General features: G+C 72.7%; 17 protein-coding genes and 1 pseudogene. 4 read left to right on the plus strand and 14 right to left on the minus strand.

The features are described from left to right. Positions 1-288: pseudogene (locus tag ACZ45E_RS20170) on the minus strand (TerD family protein); the annotation flags it as partial. 11 nt (positions 289-299) lie between these two features. After that, a complete protein-coding gene (locus tag ACZ45E_RS20175; protein ID WP_468222372.1) occupies positions 300-2,441 on the minus strand; it encodes a hypothetical protein in 2,142 nt (713 codons plus the stop codon). 20 nt (positions 2,442-2,461) lie between these two features. Here ACZ45E_RS20175 and ACZ45E_RS20180 point away from each other — a divergent pair, with 20 nt between their 5' ends. After that, positions 2,462-3,946, plus strand: a complete 1,485-nt coding sequence (locus tag ACZ45E_RS20180; RefSeq protein WP_468222373.1) for an esterase/lipase family protein — start codon at positions 2,462-2,464, stop codon at positions 3,944-3,946. A 116-nt stretch (positions 3,947-4,062) separates the two neighbouring features. Here ACZ45E_RS20180 and ACZ45E_RS20185 read toward each other — a convergent pair whose 3' ends face one another. The 3 genes from ACZ45E_RS20185 to ACZ45E_RS20195 are packed head-to-tail and all read right to left on the minus strand — an operon-like array spanning position 4,063 to position 6,539. Beyond that, on the minus strand, positions 4,063-4,839 hold the full coding sequence (locus ACZ45E_RS20185; protein WP_468222374.1) for an ABC transporter permease: 777 nt from the start codon (positions 4,837-4,839) through the stop codon (positions 4,063-4,065). Next, on the minus strand, positions 4,836-5,855 hold the full coding sequence (locus ACZ45E_RS20190) for an ATP-binding cassette domain-containing protein (protein WP_468222375.1): 1,020 nt from the start codon (positions 5,853-5,855) through the stop codon (positions 4,836-4,838). The genes ACZ45E_RS20185 and ACZ45E_RS20190 overlap by 4 nt, the downstream gene beginning before the upstream one ends. Positions 5,856-5,870: 15 nt before the next feature. Further along, positions 5,871-6,539: a DUF4097 family beta strand repeat-containing protein gene (locus ACZ45E_RS20195; RefSeq protein WP_468222377.1), complete on the minus strand. Its 669-nt coding sequence runs from the start codon at positions 6,537-6,539 to the stop codon at positions 5,871-5,873. A 243-nt stretch (positions 6,540-6,782) separates the two neighbouring features. Here ACZ45E_RS20195 and ACZ45E_RS20200 point away from each other — a divergent pair, with 243 nt between their 5' ends. Then, a complete protein-coding gene (locus ACZ45E_RS20200) occupies positions 6,783-7,529 on the plus strand; it encodes a GbsR/MarR family transcriptional regulator (protein WP_468222379.1) in 747 nt (248 codons plus the stop codon). Positions 7,530-7,636: 107 nt separating this feature from the next. Here ACZ45E_RS20200 and ACZ45E_RS20205 read toward each other — a convergent pair whose 3' ends face one another. From ACZ45E_RS20205 to pqqA, 7 genes are all read right to left on the minus strand, one after another. After that, positions 7,637-8,917, minus strand: coding sequence for an SGNH/GDSL hydrolase family protein (locus tag ACZ45E_RS20205; RefSeq protein ID WP_468222380.1), 1,281 nt, complete (start codon positions 8,915-8,917; stop codon positions 7,637-7,639). Positions 8,918-8,957: 40 nt separating this feature from the next. Further along, on the minus strand, positions 8,958-9,932 hold the full coding sequence (locus ACZ45E_RS20210) for a ParB/RepB/Spo0J family partition protein (protein ID WP_468222381.1): 975 nt from the start codon (positions 9,930-9,932) through the stop codon (positions 8,958-8,960). Positions 9,933-10,124: 192 nt separating this feature from the next. Beyond that, on the minus strand, positions 10,125-11,021 hold the full coding sequence (gene pqqB, locus ACZ45E_RS20215; RefSeq protein ID WP_468222383.1) for a pyrroloquinoline quinone biosynthesis protein PqqB: 897 nt from the start codon (positions 11,019-11,021) through the stop codon (positions 10,125-10,127). Beyond that, a complete protein-coding gene (gene pqqE, locus ACZ45E_RS20220) occupies positions 11,018-12,112 on the minus strand; it encodes a pyrroloquinoline quinone biosynthesis protein PqqE (protein ID WP_468222384.1) in 1,095 nt (364 codons plus the stop codon). The genes pqqB and pqqE overlap by 4 nt, the downstream gene beginning before the upstream one ends. Further along, entirely contained in the window at positions 12,105-12,377 is a 273-nt protein-coding gene (gene pqqD / locus ACZ45E_RS20225) for a pyrroloquinoline quinone biosynthesis peptide chaperone PqqD (protein ID WP_468222385.1), read from the minus strand. Before pqqD ends, pqqE begins: the two co-directional genes overlap by 8 nt. Further along, positions 12,374-13,096 carry a pyrroloquinoline-quinone synthase PqqC gene (gene pqqC, locus ACZ45E_RS20230; protein WP_468222386.1) on the minus strand — a complete coding sequence of 241 codons (723 nt, stop codon included), beginning with the start codon at positions 13,094-13,096 and terminating at the stop codon, positions 12,374-12,376. The genes pqqD and pqqC overlap by 4 nt, the downstream gene beginning before the upstream one ends. Before the next feature lie 33 nt (positions 13,097-13,129). Then, complete coding sequence (gene pqqA / locus ACZ45E_RS20235) at positions 13,130-13,237, minus strand: pyrroloquinoline quinone precursor peptide PqqA (RefSeq protein ID WP_468222388.1); 108 nt, start codon at positions 13,235-13,237, stop codon at positions 13,130-13,132. A 405-nt stretch (positions 13,238-13,642) separates the two neighbouring features. Between pqqA and abc-f the strand changes: the two genes are divergently transcribed. Together abc-f and ACZ45E_RS20245 are read left to right on the plus strand one after the other, a co-directional pair. Further along, the gene (gene abc-f, locus ACZ45E_RS20240) at positions 13,643-15,280 is read left to right on the plus strand and encodes a ribosomal protection-like ABC-F family protein (protein WP_468222389.1); all 1,638 of its coding nucleotides are present in this window, start codon (positions 13,643-13,645) and stop codon (positions 15,278-15,280) included. Further along, positions 15,273-16,988 (plus strand): ABC-F family ATP-binding cassette domain-containing protein, encoded by a 1,716-nt coding sequence (locus ACZ45E_RS20245; RefSeq protein ID WP_468222390.1) that lies wholly within the window; start codon positions 15,273-15,275, stop codon positions 16,986-16,988. Before abc-f ends, ACZ45E_RS20245 begins: the two co-directional genes overlap by 8 nt. Positions 16,989-17,010: 22 nt before the next feature. Here ACZ45E_RS20245 and ACZ45E_RS20250 read toward each other — a convergent pair whose 3' ends face one another. Together ACZ45E_RS20250 and ACZ45E_RS20255 are read right to left on the minus strand one after the other, a co-directional pair. Beyond that, positions 17,011-17,565, minus strand: coding sequence for a hydrolase (locus tag ACZ45E_RS20250; RefSeq protein ID WP_468222392.1), 555 nt, complete (start codon positions 17,563-17,565; stop codon positions 17,011-17,013). A gap of 62 nt (positions 17,566-17,627) precedes the next feature. After that, positions 17,628-20,411 carry an alpha/beta fold hydrolase gene (locus ACZ45E_RS20255; RefSeq protein ID WP_468222393.1) on the minus strand — a complete coding sequence of 928 codons (2,784 nt, stop codon included), beginning with the start codon at positions 20,409-20,411 and terminating at the stop codon, positions 17,628-17,630. Between the last annotated feature and the right edge of the window lie 2 nt (positions 20,412-20,413).

Below are 20,413 nucleotides of genomic sequence, written 5' to 3' on the forward strand. Positions count from 1 at the left end.
TACGGGGGTGCGGCCGCCGCCGGGCCCGGGCCGCGCGGGGGCCCGCCCTGCCGTGCGTACCGGGTCGTGGTGCGCCTGCGCGACGGGCTTCGGCGCCGTACGCCGGGCCGTGCACGGGTGGCCGAGGCCGGGGGCACCAGCGGGGGTGCGGCCGCCGCCGGGCCCGGGCCGCGCGGGGGCCCGCCCTGCCGTGCGTACCGGGTCGTGGTGCGCCTGCGCGACGGGCTTCGGCGCCGCATGCCGGGGCGTGCGCGCGTGGCCGGGGGCGGGGGTGGGGCGGTGCGGCACAGGGGGGCCTTTCAGGGGGCCGGCCAGCGGCGGAGGATCTGGGCCAGTTGTTCGTGGGCGGGGCGGTAGACCACGCGGTCGTCCTCGTGGTCAGAGGTGAGATACCCGGCCAGGCGGCTTTTCAGTAGCTGCCGGATCTTCTCGTCGGGGTCGCGCAGGGGCACTTGAAGCACGGCGTGGGTCAGCGCGGGCCACACGTCCCCCCATGCGACCCCGCGCCCCAGCGCGAAGGCGCTCGCGCGGAGCAGACCGACGGCCTCCGTGGCGGTCAGGCCGCTGCCCGCGGCGACGGCGAGTTCGATGTCGGTGAGCAGCAGCCCGGTGATGCCCTCGCCGACGCGGTGCAGCCAGTCCCGGTCGGCGAGCAGGCCCGGCCCGGCGGCCCTGAGCTGTTCCACGGCCAGCCGGGCGTGGAGGAAGGAGCCCGCCGCGCGGGCGCCGACGACGCGGGCGGCCCGGGAGACGGTCGCGGCGTTCCACTGTTCCTGGTCGCGGAGCAGGACACGGACGTAGGCGTCGATGTCCTCGCCGGGGTCGGTGTCGCAGCGCAGGGTGCGGGCGTGCGGGAAACGCTCGGTGAGTTCGGCGAGCAGGTCGTCCGCGCCCGGCCGGGGCGCGCCGTCGTGCGCGGTGGGGCGTGCGCTGCGGACGCCGAGGATGAGCCGCACTCCGCGGCGCCGGGCGGCGGGCCCCCGCCCGGCGGGTGCGGGCACGCCGCCCGCCGTGCGGCGCTCGGTGCGGGTGGCGCCGACGAACGGGGCCAGGGCGGTGGTGATGAAGTGCGTCGGGTCGTACGCCTCGTCGAGGCTGTCCACGACGACCGTGACGGGCGGTCCGGGGCTGGCCAGGAACTCCTCCAACGCGCCCTGCCAGTCGCCGAGTTCGTCGGCGTCGGCGGCGGGCCGGCAGCCGAGCGCGTGCCCGAGTCGGCGCAGCGCGCTCAGGGCGGTGTGGTTGCGGGCCGAGACGGCGGCGCTGATCGCACCGGGCGGCGGGATCGTCTCGGGCGGCCCGTCGAGGGCGGTCTTGTAGCGCTCCTCGCCGCGGAAGACGGGGTCGCCGAGCGTCACCAGGCGGCCCAGCAGGGCGGATTTCCCGGTGCCCGCGCTCCCCGTGACGATCATGGTGCCGCGGGGGCGCTGGAGGAACTCGACCAGCAGCCGGTTGGGTTTGGTGCGCCCGGAGAAGTACCAGCCGCCGTCGGCCTTGTCGAGGCGCCCGCTCGCCTTCTCCAGCCAGTACTCCAGCTCGTCGAAGGTCGCCGCGACATCGCTGACCTCGTCCTTGGCGACGCGCGGGGCGGGCTCGTAGCCGGGGTTGGGCAGGGCAGGGGAGCGCTCGTGCTGCCACTGGGTCAGCAGGGGCTGGGGGATGTTGACGCGGGCGTGGGCCCGCCGGGCGCCGCGGCGTACGGGCCGCTCCTTCTCGATGAGTTTCGCGGCGCGGTTGAGCAGCTGCGTGAACTCGCTCATCGTCAGGTGCGGGTGGGCGATCTGCTCGCTGGTGGTGGCCAGGAGGTGGGCGCGGGAGAGCACCCGGGCCAGTTCGAGGCCGAGGACCGTGCGGCCCCGCTCGGTGGTGGCCAGCACGTTGAGGCGGGCCTCTTCCTTGCGGGCGGGCGCCAAGTCGTCCTGGAGGACGACGAGTTCGCTCTGCACGGCCGCGGACTCGCACATGTTGAGGATGACCAGGACGTCCCGGGCGTGCGAGTCCAGGGCCGCGTAGGCGAGGGCGGAGGTGGGCACGGCGGTGGCCAGCAGGCGTTCGTCGGCGGTGTCCGGCAGGCGCAGGTAATGACGGGTGGACTTGGCGGCGAGGCCGTGCGCGCTGACGAAGAGGATGAGGGGCGTCGCGGCATCCGCGTCACGCAGTCCGCTCCTGGCAAGGTACGTCTCGACCTCGTGCCGCGTCGACAGCGGCGTACCGTCCGGGTTCCCCGACAGCCGCCAGTCGAACTCGCCGCCGGCGCGCGGCCACCACAACTCCACTGCCGCGAGCTGCTGTTCGAGCGCCTCGTCGAAGCCCGGATCGCCGTCCGGGACGACCAGGCCGACCAGCAGCCCGCGCGGGCCCGTCTCCAGCGGGCCCCGCGGCCACTGCAACCCGTCCGGTTCAGCAGCAACAGCCACGACCGGCCCCCGTCGCTCGCTCATCTTCCCTATTGTTCCCGTCCATGAGCCCTCAGCGACAGGTCGGCGCGGACCGGCCCGCCCCAGCAGAGCAAGAGGTGTCACCCCATGTGACGCAGGACGCGGTCGTCATCGTTCCCGGCATCATGGGAAGCGAGCTGCGCTCCACCGCCACCGGTGACGTCCTGTGGGGTCTTTCGGGGGCCCGTTGGCTGCTCAGAGCATGGACCCGGCGTGACGGTCTGGCCCAGCTGCACCTGACCGAGGACGAACTCGCCGGCAGGACCGGCCGCGTCGAGGCGACCCAGCTCCTGCGGCACGGCACGTGGACGCCGTATCTGCGCGGCCAGGAGCCGTACACCGATCTGATCGACACCGTGCGGGAGTACGTCGCCGACCCGGCCGCCGTGCTGCCCTTCCCCTACGACTGGCGGCTGCCGGTCGCCACGAACGGCAAGCTGCTCGCCGAGCGGGCCCGTGAGCACCTCACCGCCTGGCGCGCCCACCCCTCCCATCTGGCCGCCGTGGAGCACCGGGCCGACCGGCGCCCGGCCGAGCTGGTCTTCATCGCCCACTCGATGGGTGGCCTGGTCACGCGCAGCGCCCTGGACGGGACCCACTGCGACGACCTGGCCGCCGACACCCGTACCGTCATCACGCTGGGCACGCCGTTCTACGGTTCCGTGAAGGCCGCCGTCATCCTCAACAGCGGCCGCGGCGCCCCGGTGCCCCTCCCCCACGCCCGGCTGCGCGAACTCTGCGCGACCATGCCGGGCCTGCACGATCTGCTGCCGCTCTACCGCTGCCTGCGCACCGGGGACGACGTGCTGCGCCTCGACGCCGGTGACGTCACCGCGCTCGGCGGCCACCCCGACCTGGCCCGTGACTCCCTCGCCTTCCACGCCCGCCAGCAGCATGTCCGGCTGCCCGACCACCGCGCGGTCGTCGGCACCCGGCAGCCCACCTGGCAGAGCCTGTCGCTGGCGTCCGGCCAGGTCACGGCGTACGAGGAGGGTCCGCGGCCCAACAGTGACGGCACCCTCATCCGCGGCCGCGACGACCGCGTCCGGTTCTTCGCGACGCACGGCGACGGCACGGTCTACCGGGACGCCGCGAACCTGTCCGGGCACCTCTCGACGGTCCCCGTCCAGCACGGTGACCTCGCCCGCGCCGACAGCGCGCTGGACGCGGTCGCCGACATCCTGCTGGAGGACCTGCCGTCCGGTCCCCCGCTGGGCGAACCGGGCTGCGGGCTCATCGTCCCCGACCTGGCCGAGGCGGGCGTCCCCTGGCGGGCGACGGCCGGGAACATCGACTCCGCGCAGGGGCTGACCTGCACCCTCACCGACACCGAGACGGGCGCGGAGCGTCCGGTCCCGGTGCGCATGGAGGACGGCCGCCCCACGGCCACGATCACCGCCGAGGTGCCGGGCCTGTACCGGGTCGCACTGCACACGTACGACCGGTACACCATCAGCCAGTTGGTGCTGGTCGGTGAGCCGGGGGCGGCGGTGGAGGCCGAAGGGTAGCGCGGCGTGCGGAAGGGCGGCGTACTCCGACGTGGATGTCGGGGTACGCCGCCCTCGGCGTCTCTATGAGGCCGGTTGCTTGGGGCCGCTTGCTTGGGACCGGTTGCTCGGGGCTGTTACTTGGGGTCGGCGTTGAACTGGGCCTTGGACCAGCGGTAGCCCAGGGCGGTCAGGCCCACGCACCAGATCAGCGCGATCCACCAGTTGTTGCCGATCTCGGTGCCGAGGAGCAGTCCGCGCAGGGTCTCGATGGCGGGGGTGAAGGGCTGGTACTCGGCGATCGGCTGGAACCAGCCGGGCATGGAGTCCAGCGGGACGAAGGCGCTGGAGATGAGGGGCAGCAGGATCAGCGGCATGGCGTTGTTGCTCGCGGCTTCGGCGTTGGGGCTGCCGAGGCCCATGCCGACCGCGATCCAGGTGAAAGCGAGGGTGAAGAGGGCGAGCAGTCCGAAGGCGGCGAGCCATTCCAGGACGGTGGCGTCGGTGGAGCGGAACCCCATGGCGACGCCGATGGCGCCGACGAGGACCAGGCTGAGCAGGGTCTGCACGACGCTGCCGACGACGTGGCCGAAGAGGATGGAGCTGCGGTGGATGGCCATCGTCCGGAAGCGGGCGATGATGCCCTCGTTCATGTCGGTGGAGACCGAGACCGCGGTGCCGATGACGGTGGAGCCGATGGTCATGAGCAGGATGCCGGGCACGATGTACGCGATGTAGGCGGAGCGGCCGGCGCCGCCGCTCATGGTGTCCCCGAAGATGTAGACGAAGAGCAGGAGCAGCATCACCGGGGTGAGCAGCAGGTTCAGGGTGAGCGAGGGGTAGCGCCGGGCGTGCAGGAGGTTGCGGCGCAGCATCGTGGACGAGTCGCGTACGGCGAGGGAGAGAGAGCTCATCGGACAGCCTCCTCGGGCTGGGCGGGGACGGTGATGCCGGAGGTGCCGGTGCCGGTGCCGGTGGTGCTTTCGGTGCCGGTGGTGCTGTTGGTGGTGCCGTCGGTGAGGGCGAAGAACACGTCGTCCAGGTCGGGCGTGTGCACGGTGAGCTCGTCGGCCTCGATCCCCGCCGTGTCCAACTGGTCGAGGAGCGAGCGCAGTTCGCGCTGGCTGCCGTCGCTCGGGATGGACAGGACCAGTTCCTCGTCGTTGCGGACGGCGTCGCGCAGCGCGGCGGCGGAGCGGTAGGCGGCCGGGTCGGAGAAGCGCAGCCGCACGTGCCCGCCCGGGACGATCCGCTTGAGCTCCTCTGCGGTGCCCTCGGCGGCGATCCTGCCGTCGTTCAGCACCGCGATGCGGTCGGCGAGTTGGTCGGCCTCCTCCAGGTACTGGGTGGTGAGGAAGACGGTGACGCCGTCGGTGACGAGTTCGCGGATGATCTGCCACATGTTGTGGCGGCTGCGCGGGTCGAGTCCGGTGGTCGGCTCGTCGAGGAAGATGATCCGCGGGCTGCCGACGAGCGTCATGGCGATGTCCAGGCGGCGCTTCATGCCGCCGGAGTAGGTGGAGGCGGGCTTGCCCGCGGCCTCCACCAGGTCGAAGCGGTGGAGCAGTTCGGCGGCGACGCGCCGGCCCTCGCTCTTGGGAAGGTGGTGCAGGTCCGCCATGAGGAGCATGTTCTCCTCGCCGGTGATCAGTCCGTCGACGGCGGAGAACTGTCCGGTGACGCCGATCGCCGCGCGGGCGGCCTGCGCGTCGGTGGCCAGATCGTGGCCGGCGACGTGGATGGCGCCGGAGCCGGGGTCGGGAGTGATCAGAGTGGAGAGGATCTTGACGGCGGTGGTCTTGCCCGCGCCGTTCGGGCCGAGCAGGGAGAAGATCGTGCCTTCCGGGACGGTCAGGTCGACACCGTCGAGGACGGTCTTGTCACCGTAGGACTTGCGCAACCCGTGCGCCGCGATGGCCAGGCCGGTCATGAGAGGGCTCCTTCTTTACAGGCTGCGGGCGGTGATGTCGCCCTGGGCGGTGGTGGCGTGGATGGTGAGGTCGGGCGTGCTGTCGTTGTTCTTGAGGGTGTTGTTGAGGCGGCCGTGGGTGGTGCCGGCGTCCAGGACGGCGGAGACGCCGTGGGCGGCACCGACGGTGACGTTGCCCATCTGCGTGCTCAGGGTGAGCGCGCCGCGGGTGGCCTCGGTGATGTTGATATTGCCCTGCTGGGTGCTGATCTCGCCGGGGCCGTTCAGGCGGCCGACGGTGATGTCGGCGTCGATCCCGACGAGGCGGACGCTGTCGGCCTCGTCGATCTTGATCAGCCCGTGGCCGCCCTCGAAGGCGACCTCGCCGAGCCGGCCCACGCCGCGGAACTCGGCGGCGGCGGCCCGCGCCTCGACCCGGGAGCCGGTGGGCAGCTGGACGGTGACCTCGACCGAACCGGAGGTGCCGAGAAGGGGGTTCGTGGGCCCGGGGGCCTCGATCCGCAGGACGCCGTCGTCGAAGGCGACCCGGACCTGCTCCGCGGCCTTCACGTCCCGGGACCTGGACGGCTTCGAGGGCAGGACCTCGACGGTGGTGTCGGTCCGGTCCGCGGCGATGAACTGCAGGCGGCCGGCGGGCAGGTTGACCAGGGCCGATACGGGGGCGGAAGTGGCGAACTTCTGCATCGTGCTCTCCTTCAGCGTGGATCGCGCGCCCCTTCGGCCCGCTCTTTCCGATGAGAGAAACGCTACGTTGCATTCACGGTTGCGGCAAGGCGCTTGTTGCGTAAAAGAGGAAACACCGCAGGTAAAGGCAGGAAAGTTGTTGCAACGGTTTCCCGCATAACGCAACGGATCCCTGTCCGAAGCGTTGCAATGGACTGGGACTGAACGCTATACTGGAACCCCCCACGGATGAAGGAGACCGCGATGCCGGGAGGCAGGCTCACCCAGCAGGAACGTCGGCAGATCGCGCTGGGACTGGCCGACGGCCTCGCCTACGCGGAGATCGCCAGAGGGCTCGACCGGCCCACCTCGACGATCACACGTGAGGTGATGCGCAACGGCGGCCCCACCACCTACCGCGCCGAACTCGCCCACCGCGCCACCGAACACCGGGCCCACCGCCGCAGGCAGCCCACGCCCGCGGCCCCCAAGGCGTCGCCGCAGCCCTACGGGCGCGACGCGGACGCCGTGCGCGCGTACGAGGAGGTCTTCACCACCGTCCTCATGCAGTCGGGCATGCCCCCGATGATGTCCCGGGTGATGGCCTGCCTCACCCTCACCGACTCCGGTAGCCTCACCGCCGCCGAGCTCGTCGAGCGCCTCCAGGTCAGCCCGGCATCGGTCTCCAAAGCCATCACTTACCTGGACACCCAGGGGTTCGTCCGCCGGCAGCGCGACGAACGCCGCCGCGAGCGCTACATCGTCGACGACGACATCTGGTACCACTCGATGATGGTGAGCGCCCGCTCCACCGCGCAGGTCGTCGAGACCGCGCGCCAGGGCGTATCCGTCCTCGGTTCCGGCACCCCGGCCGCCACCCGCCTCGAGAACGTCGCCCGCTTCCTCGACTTCGTCTCGGAGAGCATCGCCCGCGCCGCGGACCAGGCTCGCGACATCCTCCACTCGAAACCGGGAACGGCCCCCGAGAGCGCCGCCGGCCCGGCTTCCTGACCCCGCCGGACCCGGCCTCCGTCCGCGCCCCGGACGCCCTCGACCGATCCTCCGACGCGCCGGTGCGCCTTTTGGGTCCCCGACCCGCCTGGGCCCTGACACCGCGTTCAGCGCAGCAGTTCCAGCGGGAACGCTCCGGCCATCGCGGCCATCCCGGCGTCGTTGGGGTGCAGGCCGTCCCCGCCGTTGTACGCGGGGAGCAGCCTGCCGGGCCGCTCCGGGTCGCGGACCGCGGCGTCGAAGTCGACGACGCCGTCGAACGCGCCGCTCGTGCGGATCCAGTCGTTGACGGCCTGGCGGACCGACTCCCGCCCCGGGGTGTGGTAGCCGAGGGTGTCGCCCTCGAAGGGCAGGATCGTGGCGCCCAGGATCCGCAGTCCGTGCTGGTGCGCGCGCCGGATCAACTGCTCGTGGCCGTCGATGAGTTCGGCCGCCGTCACCTCCTCGGACACGGGCGCGACGAGCCCCGGCGAGCCGAGGTCGTTGACGCCGAGGAGCACGGTGACGGCGCGGGCGCCGGGCTGGCCCAGCACGTCCCGGTCGAACCTCTTCAGACCGCTCTCGCCGAAGTATCCGGCGAAGGCCTCGGCGGGCGACCCCGGGACCGGGTTCGGGTCGCGCAGCAGGCGGTTGCCGGCGATGCCGGCGTTCACCACCCCCGTCGCCGCCGTGCGGCCGTCCGCGCGCAGCCGTTCGGCGAGCAGGTCGGGCCAGCGGTGGTCGGCGTCCAGGGCGGTGTGTTCGCCGTCGGTGATGGAGTCGCCGAGCGTGACCAGTGCGGAGTCCGCCGCTGCGGCGGCGCTGTCGACGGCGACGCCCGACAGGAAGTGCCACGCCGTGATGGTCGAGGTCGGCGTGAGGTCGGGTGCGCCCGTGACGTCGCCGGCCGCGACGAAGTTGCTCCGGAACGCGGCCGAGTGCACGGTGTCGGCCGGGGTTCGCCCGGGCAGGTACAGGCTGATCACGAGGTCGCCGCCGGCGGTGGTGGGCAGCTCGACCGGGTCGCTCCAGCGCTGGGTGCCCGGCGCGAGGGTCGTCGACGCACTGCCGTCGAAGCTCAGTTCCCGGTCGGAGGCCGCGTCGACGGCGGTGGCGGGGCCGCCGCGCGCGGGGCGTGCGGCGTGCGCCTCGCCGATCGTCAGCGGCGCGGTGCCGAACTCGTTGGTGAACCGCACGCGGACGCTGTGCCCGGCGACCGACAGGTGCACCCTCTGCCGCAGCGTCTGGTCCTCGTACACCGTGGAGTCGGTGGCGGGCACGGTGGTGGGCGAGGCCGCCCAGGTGCCGACGAAGGGGTGGGCGGCGCCGTGGGCGGCGGGCGCCGGGGCGAGCGTGGCGGCGAGAACCGTGAGGGGCAGGGTCAGCAGCGCGGATAGGTGTCTGCGCATGGGGCGTTCGTTCCTTTCCTGGGGGGTGGGCCGGGCATGGTCAGTCGGAGTCGTCGCCGACCTCGCGCGCGAACTGCGCCCACATGCCCGCGTACTTCCTCGCCAGATCGGCCACCAGGTCCGTGCAGTGCGCGGGCACCACATCGGCCAGCAGCAGCAACTCCCGTGGCTCCAGGGCGTTGCGTTGCAGCAGGCGCAGCAGTTGGCGGCCGCTCTCCTTGTGCCGTAACGAGGGGTCGCGCAGCAGCTTGTCCATCGGCGAGGCGTCGGCCGGCTCGGCCGGGCGGAGCGGCCGGACCACGCTCGCGCTCGCCCCGGCCGGGCTCTCCCGCGGCGTGTCCCGTCCTGTTACGGGCGGGCGGCCCGAGGCCAGTCGTCTCCGGACGTCGCTGACCGTCGCCGGTGAGATACCGGCCTGCCGGGCCACCGCACGCAGCGAGGAGTGGGGGCGCTCCGCCAGGAGTTCGGCGGCCTTGCGGCGGCCCGCCGCGCCATCGAGCGGCCGGACCTTGCCGTCCCGGCCCCTGCGGGAGCGCGGGTGCGGCGGCGTCGCGGCCGAGGCGGAGCGCAGCGCCGCCACCGTCCTCGCGCCGATCCCCGCGGTGCGGGCCACGGCCCGGTCCGACAGGTGCGGGCACTGGGCGAGGATGCGCTCCGCCGCGGCCCTGCGGTCGTCCCGGGAGAGGGGCAGCCCGTGCGCCGTGTTGGCGCGGACCGCGAGGAGGAACGCCTCCTCGGCCGCACCGGCGAAGAACCGGGCCTCGATGGTCGTACGGCCCTTCGCGCGGGCCGCCATGACGCGGTGCATGCCGTCGATCACCCGCATCGTGGCCCGCTCCACGAGGATCGGCGGCAGCGGCTCGTCGAGCTCCGCCAGCCGTGCGACGTGTGCGGCGTCCTCCCCGCGCAGGCGTGGGGAGTAGCCGGGTACGAGCGAGGCGATCGGTACGGGTTCGGCGTCCTGGCCGAGAGCTGCCTCGAAAAGGGGTGCACGGGAATCGGTCGGGTAACTCACGCGGCCTCCCCCACATTTCATTTCCATGGCCACCGATCTGGGTTCCGCACGCTACACAGTTCCGGCCGCCGTCAGCGACCGGCGCCATGGAAAGGAGATCCAGAACCGGCGGAGAAGAACTCGAAGAACGCTCGAAAAACGCTGGAGAGATTCTTGAGCGTCGCTTGAGAACCGCTGGCGAAACTCCCTTTCTCACAGCTGGAATTCGCTGCCGTCCGCCAGCACTTCCACGCCGGCCTTCCGCGCCGCGGCCGTCTCGGCGGAGGCGGGATCGAGGAGGGGGTTGGTGTTGTTGAGGTGGGTGTAGATCCGGCGTGGGCCCCGGTGGCGGGCGAGCGCGGCGAGGCTGCCGCCGGGTCCTGCCACCGGCAGGTGTCCCATCAGGGGCTGCCCGGCGTCCTGGGAGCGGACGGCGGCGCCCAGCTCGTCGGCGCTGTAGAAGGTGCCGTCCAGCAGCGCGCAGGAGACCGAGTCCAGCAGGGCGTCGAACCCGTCCGGCCAGGCGGCCAGGCACGGGGCGTACAGCAGCGCCCCGCCGGTCGCCGCGTCGGCGATGCGGTAGGCGACCACCCAGGGCGCGTCCGGGGCCGGGTCGCTGACGTACTTGGGGGCCTTGGAGCCGACGGGGTGCGCGGTGACGGTGAGTCCGCCGGTCAGGGCGGAGCCGCCCGGGACGGTGCTGTCCCGCCACTCCCACGGCGCGTAGCGGTCCAGCAGGCCGCGCAGCGGCAGGTCAGCGGTGAGCGCGTCGCGTACCGGGGGCGCGGCGTGCACGGTCAGGCCGGTGCCGCCGCGCAGGATGGTCAGCCCGAGGGCGTGGTCGACCTCGGCGTCGGTGAGCAGCACGCCGCGCACGGGGGTGTCGCGCGGGCCGGGGCCGGGCGCGAGGGCGGGCGCGGCGAGGAGCTGGGTGCGGATGTCGGGGGAGGCGTTGAGCAGCCACCAGTCGCGGCCGTCGCCGCTGACGGCGACGGACTCCTGGGAGCGCGCGGGCAGCTCTCCCCGGTGGCAGCGGGCGCACAGCGCGCAGGCGCAGTTCCACTGCGGGAAGCCGCCGCCTGCGGCGGTGCCGAGCAGGATCACCTTCATGGCGCCACCGGTATGCGGGCCACGAACTCCGGCGGCGGCCCGTCGGTGACCTCCGCGAGCGCCGCGTCGACCACCGGGCGGTGCGGCGAGAGTCCGCAGGCCGGGTCCGTGGCCGCGGCGTCGCCGGTGAGCTGGAACGCCTGGCAGCGGCAGCCGCCGTGGTCGGTGTGGCGCTCCGGGCAGGTGCGGCACGGGTCCCGCATCCAGCCGGTGCCGCGGTAGGCGTTGAACGCCCTGGAGTCGTACCAGATCTCCGCGAGCGGGCGGCGCAGCACGTTCTCCGTCGGCAGGGTGGTGATGGCGTACGCCGCGGGGCACGGCAGCACGTCGCCCGCGGGGGTGACGGTCAGCTGGGTGCTGCCCCAGCCGTCCATGCACGGTTTGGGCCGGTCGTCGTAGTAGTCGGCCGCCACGTAGACCAGTTCGGGGCCGCCCGCGTGCTTCTGCCGGGCGCGCCGCACGGCGTCGCGCGCGGCGGCGAGCTGGCCGGCAGTGGGCATCAGCGCGGCGCGGTTGCGCAGCCCCCAGCCGTAGTACTGGGTGTTGGCCAGCTCGATCCGGTCGGCGCCCAGCTCGACGGCGAGGTCCACGATCCGCTCGACGCGGTCGATGTTCCGGCGGTGCAGGACGACGTTGACGGTGAGCGGGAGCCCAGCGGCCGTGACGGCTTCCGCGGCCTTCAGTTTGGCGGCGTGCACCCGGGCCCCGGCGACCTGGTCGCCGAGCCGCGCGTCGGCGTCCTGGAGGGAGAGCTGTACGTGGTCGACGCCGCGCCGCGCGAGGTCCAGGGCGCGGTCGGCGGTGAGGCCGACGCCGCTGGTGACGAGGTTGACGTAGGCGCCGAGCTGCCGGGCGTGGCCGACCAGGTCCGGCAGGTCGGGACGGGCCAGCGGCTCACCGCCGGAGAAGTGCATCTGCACGACGCCGAGTTCGCGGGCCTGGGTGAGGACGTCCAGCCACTGCTCGCGGGTCAGCTCCTCGGAGCGGCGCACGAGTTCGAGCGGGTTGGAGCAGTAGGGGCAGTGCAGGGGGCAGCGGTGGGTCAGCTCGATGAGCATGCCCAGCGGCGCGCGGACGGCCGGCTCAGGCATCCAGGTCCACCACCCGGCGCTCCGCGAGGCGCTGGAGCAGCTCGCAGACGTCCTCGGTGCGCACGCCGTCGTACTCCTCGGCGAGGCGCTCGACGATCCGGGCGACGGTGGAGGTGCCGTCGCAGTGGGTGAGCACCGCCGCCGCCGTGTCGTTGAGGACCACGACGCGCTCGGGCAGCAGGGCCAGCTCGCCGCGGGCCGGATCACTGGTCAGCCGGACTCCGGGCCGCAGGCGCGGCACGGTGGGCTCGGGCAGGGGTGTCATGGGCGCGGGGCTCCGTTTCCGGTGTGGTAGTCGAGCGCGTCCAGCACCGCGGTCAGCACCTGGCACTTGAACGCCAGTGCGCGGACGCAGGCCTCCTGCTGTTCCCGGGTGACGGCGTGCCGTGCCACCAGGTCAAGCAGGGAGCGGCCCTCGGCTCCGACCACCTCGATGCGTGCGGTGAAGTACTCGAACCCCTCTTCCGCGATCCACGGATAGTGCTCCCGGAGCCGGCCGAGGCGGTGGGCGAGCAGGCCCGGGGAGAAGAGCTCGGTCAGCCCGGACGCGGCGGCCTCCAGCCAGGGGCGGCGGCGGGCGAAGTCCACGTAGGCGTCGACGGCGAAGCGCGTGCCAGGAAGGACGAGGTGCTCGTCGAGCACCTCGTCCTCGCGCAGGCCCACGGCTTCGCCCAGACGCAGCCATTTCTCCGCACCGCCCGAGGAGGCGTCCGTCCCGTCGTGGTAGACGATCCTGGACAGCCACTGCCGCCGTACGCCGGGCAGCGGGCAGTTGGCCACGATCGCGGCGTCCTTCTGGGGCAGGCAGCGCTGGTAGTACCAGCGGTTGGCCGCCCAGAGCCGCAGTTCGTCCTTGTCCAGCCGGCCCTCGTGCATCCGCCGGTGGAAGGGGTGCCGGTCCCAGTACGACGACTCCAGCGCGTGGAGTTCCTGCCGGAATTCGGCCTCGCTCCAGGGAGCGGCTGCCTCATGCGTCACGGACATCGATATGCCTGCGTCCTTTCCTGCGGCAGCGGGTCAGTCGCGGCTGAAGTAGGCGGTGACTTCCATGCCGGTGTCGAAGGAAACGAAGTCGGGACGGTGCCATGCCGTCTTGGTACGGACTTCCTTGTCGGCGATTCGCATGCGACGCTCCTTTTCACAGAACAGTTTTCTTCCGAATGAGCGAGGGCGACACTAACGATGTGCGTGAAGGGACGGCAATGTCCGGTGCTGGTGTCCGGCTCAAGGATTTGTCTTCCGGTGGAAGAGCGTGAACGTCCTTGGCCCCGGCGGCAGTTGCCCGGCGCCCCGGATCAACTGGCGGCAACTTCCTCTTCTGGTACCGTGAAACGCGGATGGTGTACACGAAGGAGAGGCAGCCGTGGTGATCGCGGGTGACGACGACATCTCCGGGTGATACCCGGATGTCGACTGCCACCGCCGTGCGCGAAGCGTGCACGGCCGCGTGGCCGTACCCCCACGTGCTCTGACCACCACCCCCCTTGGGCGCACTGTGGTGCGCCCGCATCATCTGCGAGGCATGCGCATATGTCCGACGCCAGCATCGTCTGCTCGAACCTCTCCTTCTCCTGGCCCGACGGCACCCCCGTCTTCCAGGACCTCTCCTGGACCGTGGGGGACGGCCACACCGGTCTGGTCGCACCGAACGGTGCGGGCAAGTCCACCCTGCTCAAGCTGATCGCGGGTGAACTGAGCCCCAACCGCGGGTCCGTGACCGTCAAGGGCCTGCTCGGTCACCTCCCCCAGAGCCTGCCGCTCACCGGTGACCTGACCGTGGCCGAGGTGCTCGGCATCGCCCCGGTCATCGAGGCGCTGGACGCCATCGCCAACGGCGACGTGGCCGAGGAGCGCTTCGCCACGGTCGGCGACGACTGGGACATCGAGGAACGCAGCCGGGCCCAGCTCGACCGGCTCGGCCTGGACGGCGTCCCGCTGACCCAGCGGCTGCACGCCCTCAGCGGCGGCCAGGTCGTCTCCCTCGGCCTCGCGACCCAGCTGCTCAAGCACCCCGACGTACTGCTGCTCGACGAACCCACCAACAACCTCGACCTGGACGCCCGCCACCGGCTCTACCAGGTCCTGGAGAGCTGGAACGGCTGCCTGCTCGTGGTCAGCCACGACCGGGCGCTGCTCGACCGCATGGACTGCATCGCCGAACTCGACGCGGGCGACATGCGCCTGTACGGCGGCAACTACACCGACTACGAAGAGGCCGTGCGCGCCGAGCAGGAGACCGCGGAGAAGAACATCCGCAGCGCCGAGCAGCAGGTCAAGCGGGAGAAGCGGGAGATGCAGCAGGCCCGGGAGCGGGCGGCGCGCCGGGCCGGGGTCGGCGCCCGCGCCGCGGCGAAGGGCAGCATCTCCAAGATGGCCGCGGGCACGCTGAAGCGGCGCGCCCAGGAGTCGGCGGCCAAGTCCAACGACACACACGGCCAGCGCCTCGCCGACGCCAGGAACCGGCTGGACGAGGCGAGCCGTACGCTGCGGGACGACCGCAGGATCAGCCTGGAGCTGCCCGACACCAACGTTCCGGCGGGGCGGACCGTCTTCCTCGGCGAGGGGATCAACGTCCGCTACGGCGAGCGGGACCTCTTCGCGGACGACGGCGTCAGCCTCACCATCCGCGGGCCGGAGCGGATCGCGCTGACCGGCCGCAACGGCGTCGGCAAATCCACCCTGCTGCGCGTGATCAGCGGTGAACTGGAGTCCACCGTCGGGGAGTTCAAGCGGGCGGACGGCCGTATCGCCTATCTCTCCCAGCGTCTCGACACGCTGCCGCTCGACCGCACCGTCGCGCAGTGCATGGCCGACTACGCGCCGCACAAACCGGAGGCGGAGCGGCTGACGCTGCTGGCCCGGTTCCTCTTCCGCGGGGCCGCGGCGCACCTGCCGGTCGGCGCGCTGTCGGGCGGTGAGCGGCTGCGCGCCACCCTGGCCTGTGTCCTGGGCGCCGAGCCGGCGCCGCAACTGCTGCTGCTCGACGAGCCCACCAACAACCTCGACCTCGACAGCGTCGAGCAGTTGGAAGGGGCCCTCAACTCGTACGAGGGCGCCTTCGTCGTGGTCAGCCACGACGAACGGTTCGTCAAGGAGATCGGGGTCGACCGCTGGCTGCGGATGGCGGACGGGCGGCTGCAGGAGACGGGGGCCCCCGACGATGAGTGACGGCTCCACGGACCTGCCCGGCGGGCAGGACATCCTCTCCGCCGACCACCGCTCGGCGCACCTGCTCGCCGAGAACCTGCACTGCGTCCTCGGCGACCGCGTGGTGCTGCACGACGTGTCGCTCAAGGTCTCCCACGGCGAGCGGGTGGGCCTGATCGGCGAGAACGGGCGGGGCAAGTCCACCCTGCTGCGCGCCTTCGCCGGCGACCTGGCGCCGCAGCGCGGCGAGGTGGTGCGCGCGGTGACGGGCCGGGTCGGGTTCCTGCCCCAACAGCCCGACTTCCCGGCCGGCTTCACCATCGAGGACGTACTGGCCCGGGCGACCGCGCAGTTCGACGAGCTCTCCGCGCGGATGCGTGGCGCGGAGGAGCGGATGTCGTCCGACGCGGGCGATCTCGGCGCCGTGCTGGAGGAGTACGGCCGTCTCCAGGAGGAGTTCGAGCGGCGCGGCGGCTGGGAGCTCGGCGCCCGCGTCGGCGAGGTGCTGGACGTCTTCGGCCTGTCAGGGCTCGACCGGGGCCGCGCCGTGCGGACCCTGTCGGGCGGCGAGCGGGCCCGCCTCGCGCTGGCGGCGCTGGTCCTCGACGAGCCGGCCGGGCTGCTGCTCGACGAGCCCACCAACCACCTCGACGACCGGGCGGTGGACTGGCTCGTCCAGTGGCTCACCGCCTACCGGGGCCCGTGCCTGATCGCCTCGCACGACCGGGCGCTGCTGGACGCGGCCGTCACCGCCATCGTCGACCTGGACGGCCCGCGCGGCGCCACCGTCCGCTACGGCGGCGGCTACCGCGACTACCTCGACGAACGCGCCGCGGCGCGGGCGCGCTGGTGGCAGCGGTACCACGAGTGGAGCAAGGAGCTGGCCGAGGCCCGGCGGCGGGTGCAGCGAGCCGCCACCGGCGGGCGCGTCTACAGCGGCCGCGCCGACAACGACAAGCTGTCCTACGACGCGGCGGGCAGCGGCGCCGAACGGGCCGTCGCCCGCACGGGCCGCGCCGCCCAGCTGCATCTGCGGCGTCTCCTCGACGAGGCGGTGCCGCGGCCGCCCGAGCCCCTCGACTTCGCTCCCCCGCAGGACGCGGAGGCGGAGGCGGCGGACGAGGTCCAGGAGCAGGCCGGGCACGTGCTGCTGCGGGCCACCGGTGTCGGCGTCGGCCAGGTGCTGCGGGACGCGGATCTGGAACTGTCCGACGGCAGCCGGTACGTGATCAGCGGTCCGAACGGCGCGGGCAAGTCGACGCTGCTGTCGGTCCTCGTGGGCGAGCGTGCCCCGGACACCGGGGAGGTGGTGCGGGCGCCGGGGCTGCGCATCGGTCATCTGCCGCAGGACAGCGACTTCCGGGCGGAGAAGCGCACGCTCCTCGACGCGTTCGCCGCGCGGCGCGCGATCCACACCGAGGACGCGGCGGCGGAGTTGACCCGGTTCGGTCTGTTCGGCGCCGAGGACTTCGGCACGCCGGCGAACCGGCTCTCCATCGGCCAGTGGCGCCGTCTCGACCTCGCGCTGCTCTTCGCCGGGCGGCCGCAGCTGCTGCTGCTCGACGAGCCCACCAACCACCTCAGCCTGGTCCTTGTCGAGCAGTTGCTGGCGGCGGTGGAGCGCTTCACCGGCCCGGTCGTGACCGTCACCCACGACCGGGCCCTGCGCGAGCGCCACCGCGACCGCCTCCTGGAGCTGTCCGGGGGGCGGCTGGTCCGGCCGGCCTGACGCGCTGGACGGCCGGCACGTCCTACCGGATGTACCGGCCGTCCAGGTACTTCTTGGCCAGGTCGAGGTAGCGGGTGTCCTCGGAGTTGCGGATCAGCTCGAAGAAGAACATCTCCCGGGTGATCAGGTGCGCCCCGAACCGGCGCAGCCGTTCGAGGCCCAGTTCGTGGTCCGCCTGGTTGCGGGCGGAGACGGTGTCGGCCAGGACGAAGACCGTCTTGCCCTGCTCCAGCAGGCTCAGCGCCGACTGGAGGACGACCACGTGGGTCTCCGCGCCGGCCAGGACGTACTGCTCCCGGTCGCAGTCGGCCACGTACTGGGCGATGGGCTTCTCGCGCAACAGGTCGAAGTGCTCCTTCTCCAGCCGGGTCGCGCCCTCGGCCGCCTCGTGCAGCGACAGGGAGAGCCCGCCCAGCTTCTTGTGCTCGGTCAGCAGCACGGGAAGGTCGAACTCCCGCGCCACCTCCGCCGTCCAGCAGGTGTTGTGCAGCAACTGGGTGCCCTCCAGCAGCAGTGGGACGAGCTCCAACTGCATGTCGAAGAGGACGACCGCCGCCTTGTCCGCGCTTACCAGCATGTTCCGCAACCCATCCATTTCCGTGTGGTGTCGAGCGTCCGGAGGTCGTACGGCGTCGCGGGTCAGCCCCGTTCGGCCCAGAACTCCGTCAGCGTCCTGTTGAAGTCGCGCGCCGCGGTGAGCGGTACGTAGTGCCCGTGGTCCTCGAACTCGCGCAGCCGCACCCCGGGGATCCTGGAGTACCGCGCGACCGCCGCCTCGTCGAGGACGCAGTCGCCGAGCCCGCGGACCACGAGGCAGTCCGTGGTGAGCTCGGGGAGCCGGTCGACGATGTCGAAGGCGGTCAGGGCGGTGTAGTAGCAGCGCAGGACGTCCATGGAGGCGTTCGTGCTGAACTTGCCGGCCAGGTCCGCGCCCTCGCCGAACACCGCCTCCAGCAGGCCGCGGTGGAGCCGCAGTTCCTCCCGCAGGTCCAGGGTGCGTTCGAAGGCGTCCTCGCCGTAGCGGGGCGCGCAGCTGACGAGGGTCAGCGAGGCGACGCGCTCCGGGTGGCGCAGGGCGGTCAGGGTCGAGACGCAGCCGCCCAGGGACCAGCCGACCAGGTCGGCCGGGCCTTCGACGGTGTCCAGCAGGAAGTCGGCCACCTCGTCCGCGAGCGCCTCGAAGGAGAACCGCTCCTCGTCGAAGGCGGTGCCCTTGTGCCCCGGGTACTCCGGGACGTAGATCTTGCGTCCCTCCCGCAGCAGCGCCGGGATCTGCTGGGTCCACGCCCGCTCGTCGCAGTTGAGCGGCGGGAGCAGCAGGGTGGGCCGGCCGGTGTCGCCGTACTGGGTCCACTGGGTCAGGGGCGGTGCCTGGCGGGCCCGGCGCGCCGGGCCCGCGGGCTCCTCCTTCGGTACGGCGGGACGGCCGCCGATGGCGGCGGCCAGGTCGGCCACCGTCTCGTGGCGGAAGAGATCGTGCGCCTTGATGGCGCTCCCAGCCTTCTGGTACGGGCTCAGCAACTGGACGGCCGAGAGCGAGTCCAGGCCGAGCGTGACGATCCGTGTGCCGGGTACGACGTCGCCCGCACCCTCCTCGAAGCCCAGCAGGGCCGACAGTCGGTCGCACAGCTCCTCGACGAGACCCTCCAGTCCGTCGTGCACGGGTTCCGGTCCCCCTTCCGGTTCTGGTTCTGGTACGGGTTCTGGTCGTGGTGGTGCGGCGGCCTCTTCGAGCACCCAGTGCCGCCGCTGGTCGAAGGGGTACGCGGGCAGCGCGATCCGCGCCAGGTCGGCCGGTGTGTCGAGGCGCCGGGCGAGAGCGCCGGTGGTGTCCTGCGTCCGCCACAGGACGACCAGGTCGCGCAGGGTGTCGTCGAGCCGGTCGATGTCCGCGGACCGGGGGGCCCGGCCGCCTTCGCCGTGGTCCTGCGGCGCGTCGAGCGCGTGCAGCAGTTCGTCCCGGGTGCGGGCCACGACCACTCGCTCGTGCGGGTGGCGCGGGCGGCGCAGCAGTAGCTGGGACAGGTCCCAGAGCCGGTTCCCGGGGAGCTCGGCGACCAGGTCGCGGGTGCGTGTCGCGAGCGCGGTGAGGCTGTCGTGCGAGGCGGCCGACAGGCAGAAGGGGAGCGCGCGCCCGGGGCGGCGGGAGACCGCGTCCTCGTCGGCGGGTCCGTCGGGCAGCCTGCGCAGGACCACGTGGCCGTTGGAGCCGGTGAAGCCGAAGGCGCTGACGGCGCAGAGCGGCTTGTCCTCGGGCCACGGCAGCGGCTCCCGGGTGACCTCGAACGGGGTGACGTCGAGGTAGGAGACGGCCTCGTCGGTGGCGGCGACCGGCGGGATCGTCCCGTGGTGGAAGGCGAGCAGCGCCTTGATGACGCTCGCCAGGCCGGAGGCGACCAGGGTGTGCCCGATGAGCGGCTTGACGGCGCCGAGCTGGCAGCCCCCGCCGCCGGCCCTGCGGAAGGCGGACCGCAGCCCCTCCAGCTCGATGGGGTCGCCGAGCGGTGTCCCGGTGCCGTGCGTCTCCAGGTACGCGATCCGCGACGCGTCGATGCCCGCACGCTCGTAGAGGCCCGCGATCAGCCGGGCCTGCGGCTGCGAGCCCGGCGCCATCAGGCCGTTGGTGGTGCCGTTGTGGTTGGTGCCGGTCGCCTGGACCGCACCGTAGATCCGCAGCCCCCGGGCCCTCGCCTCGTCGTGGCGCATGACGACGAGCGACGCGGCGCCCTCGGCCGGGACGAATCCGTCGGCGGCGTCGGTGAAGGGCAGCGACGCGCCCTCGGGGGAGCTCATCCGGGAACGCTGGGCGAACCGCAGCACCTCCGGGGTGCTGAAGACCGACACGGCGCCGACGACCGCCGCACGGCACTGTCCGGCGCGGACGTTGAGCACCGCCTCGTGCAGAGCCGCCAGCGACGAGGAGCACGCGCTGTCCAGCGTGATCGACGGGCCGGTGATGTCGTAGAAGTAGGAGATGCGGCCCGACAGCGTGGACGGCGCGTTGCCGAGGAAGCTGTGGGTGCCGTAGACGATGTCGCTGCGCCGGGCCACCAGCGAGCGGTAGTCGCCCGGCAGCCCGGCGACGAAGACGCCGCAGTCCAGATCGCGCAGGTCCGCGGGGGTCAGGTAGCTGTCGTCGACGGCGTGCTGCACCGACTGGAGCAGGATCCGCTGCTGCGGGTCCATGCACTGCGCCTCGGCCGGGGAGATACGGAAGAACCGCGCGTCGAAGTCCTGGTGGCCGTCCAGGAATCCGCCGACGAAGTCCGCGCCGTCCTCCTCCCCCGCCCAGCGCGGGGTGGTACCCAGGGCGCTGCGGCCGAGCCGCAGGCGTTCCCAGTACTCCTCCAGGCCGTCGCTGCCGGCGAACCGGCAGGCCATGCCGACCACGACCGGGGTGTCGTCCTCAAGCAGCTCGTCCATGC

The organism is Streptomyces sp. NPDC030991, assembly GCF_055571235.1.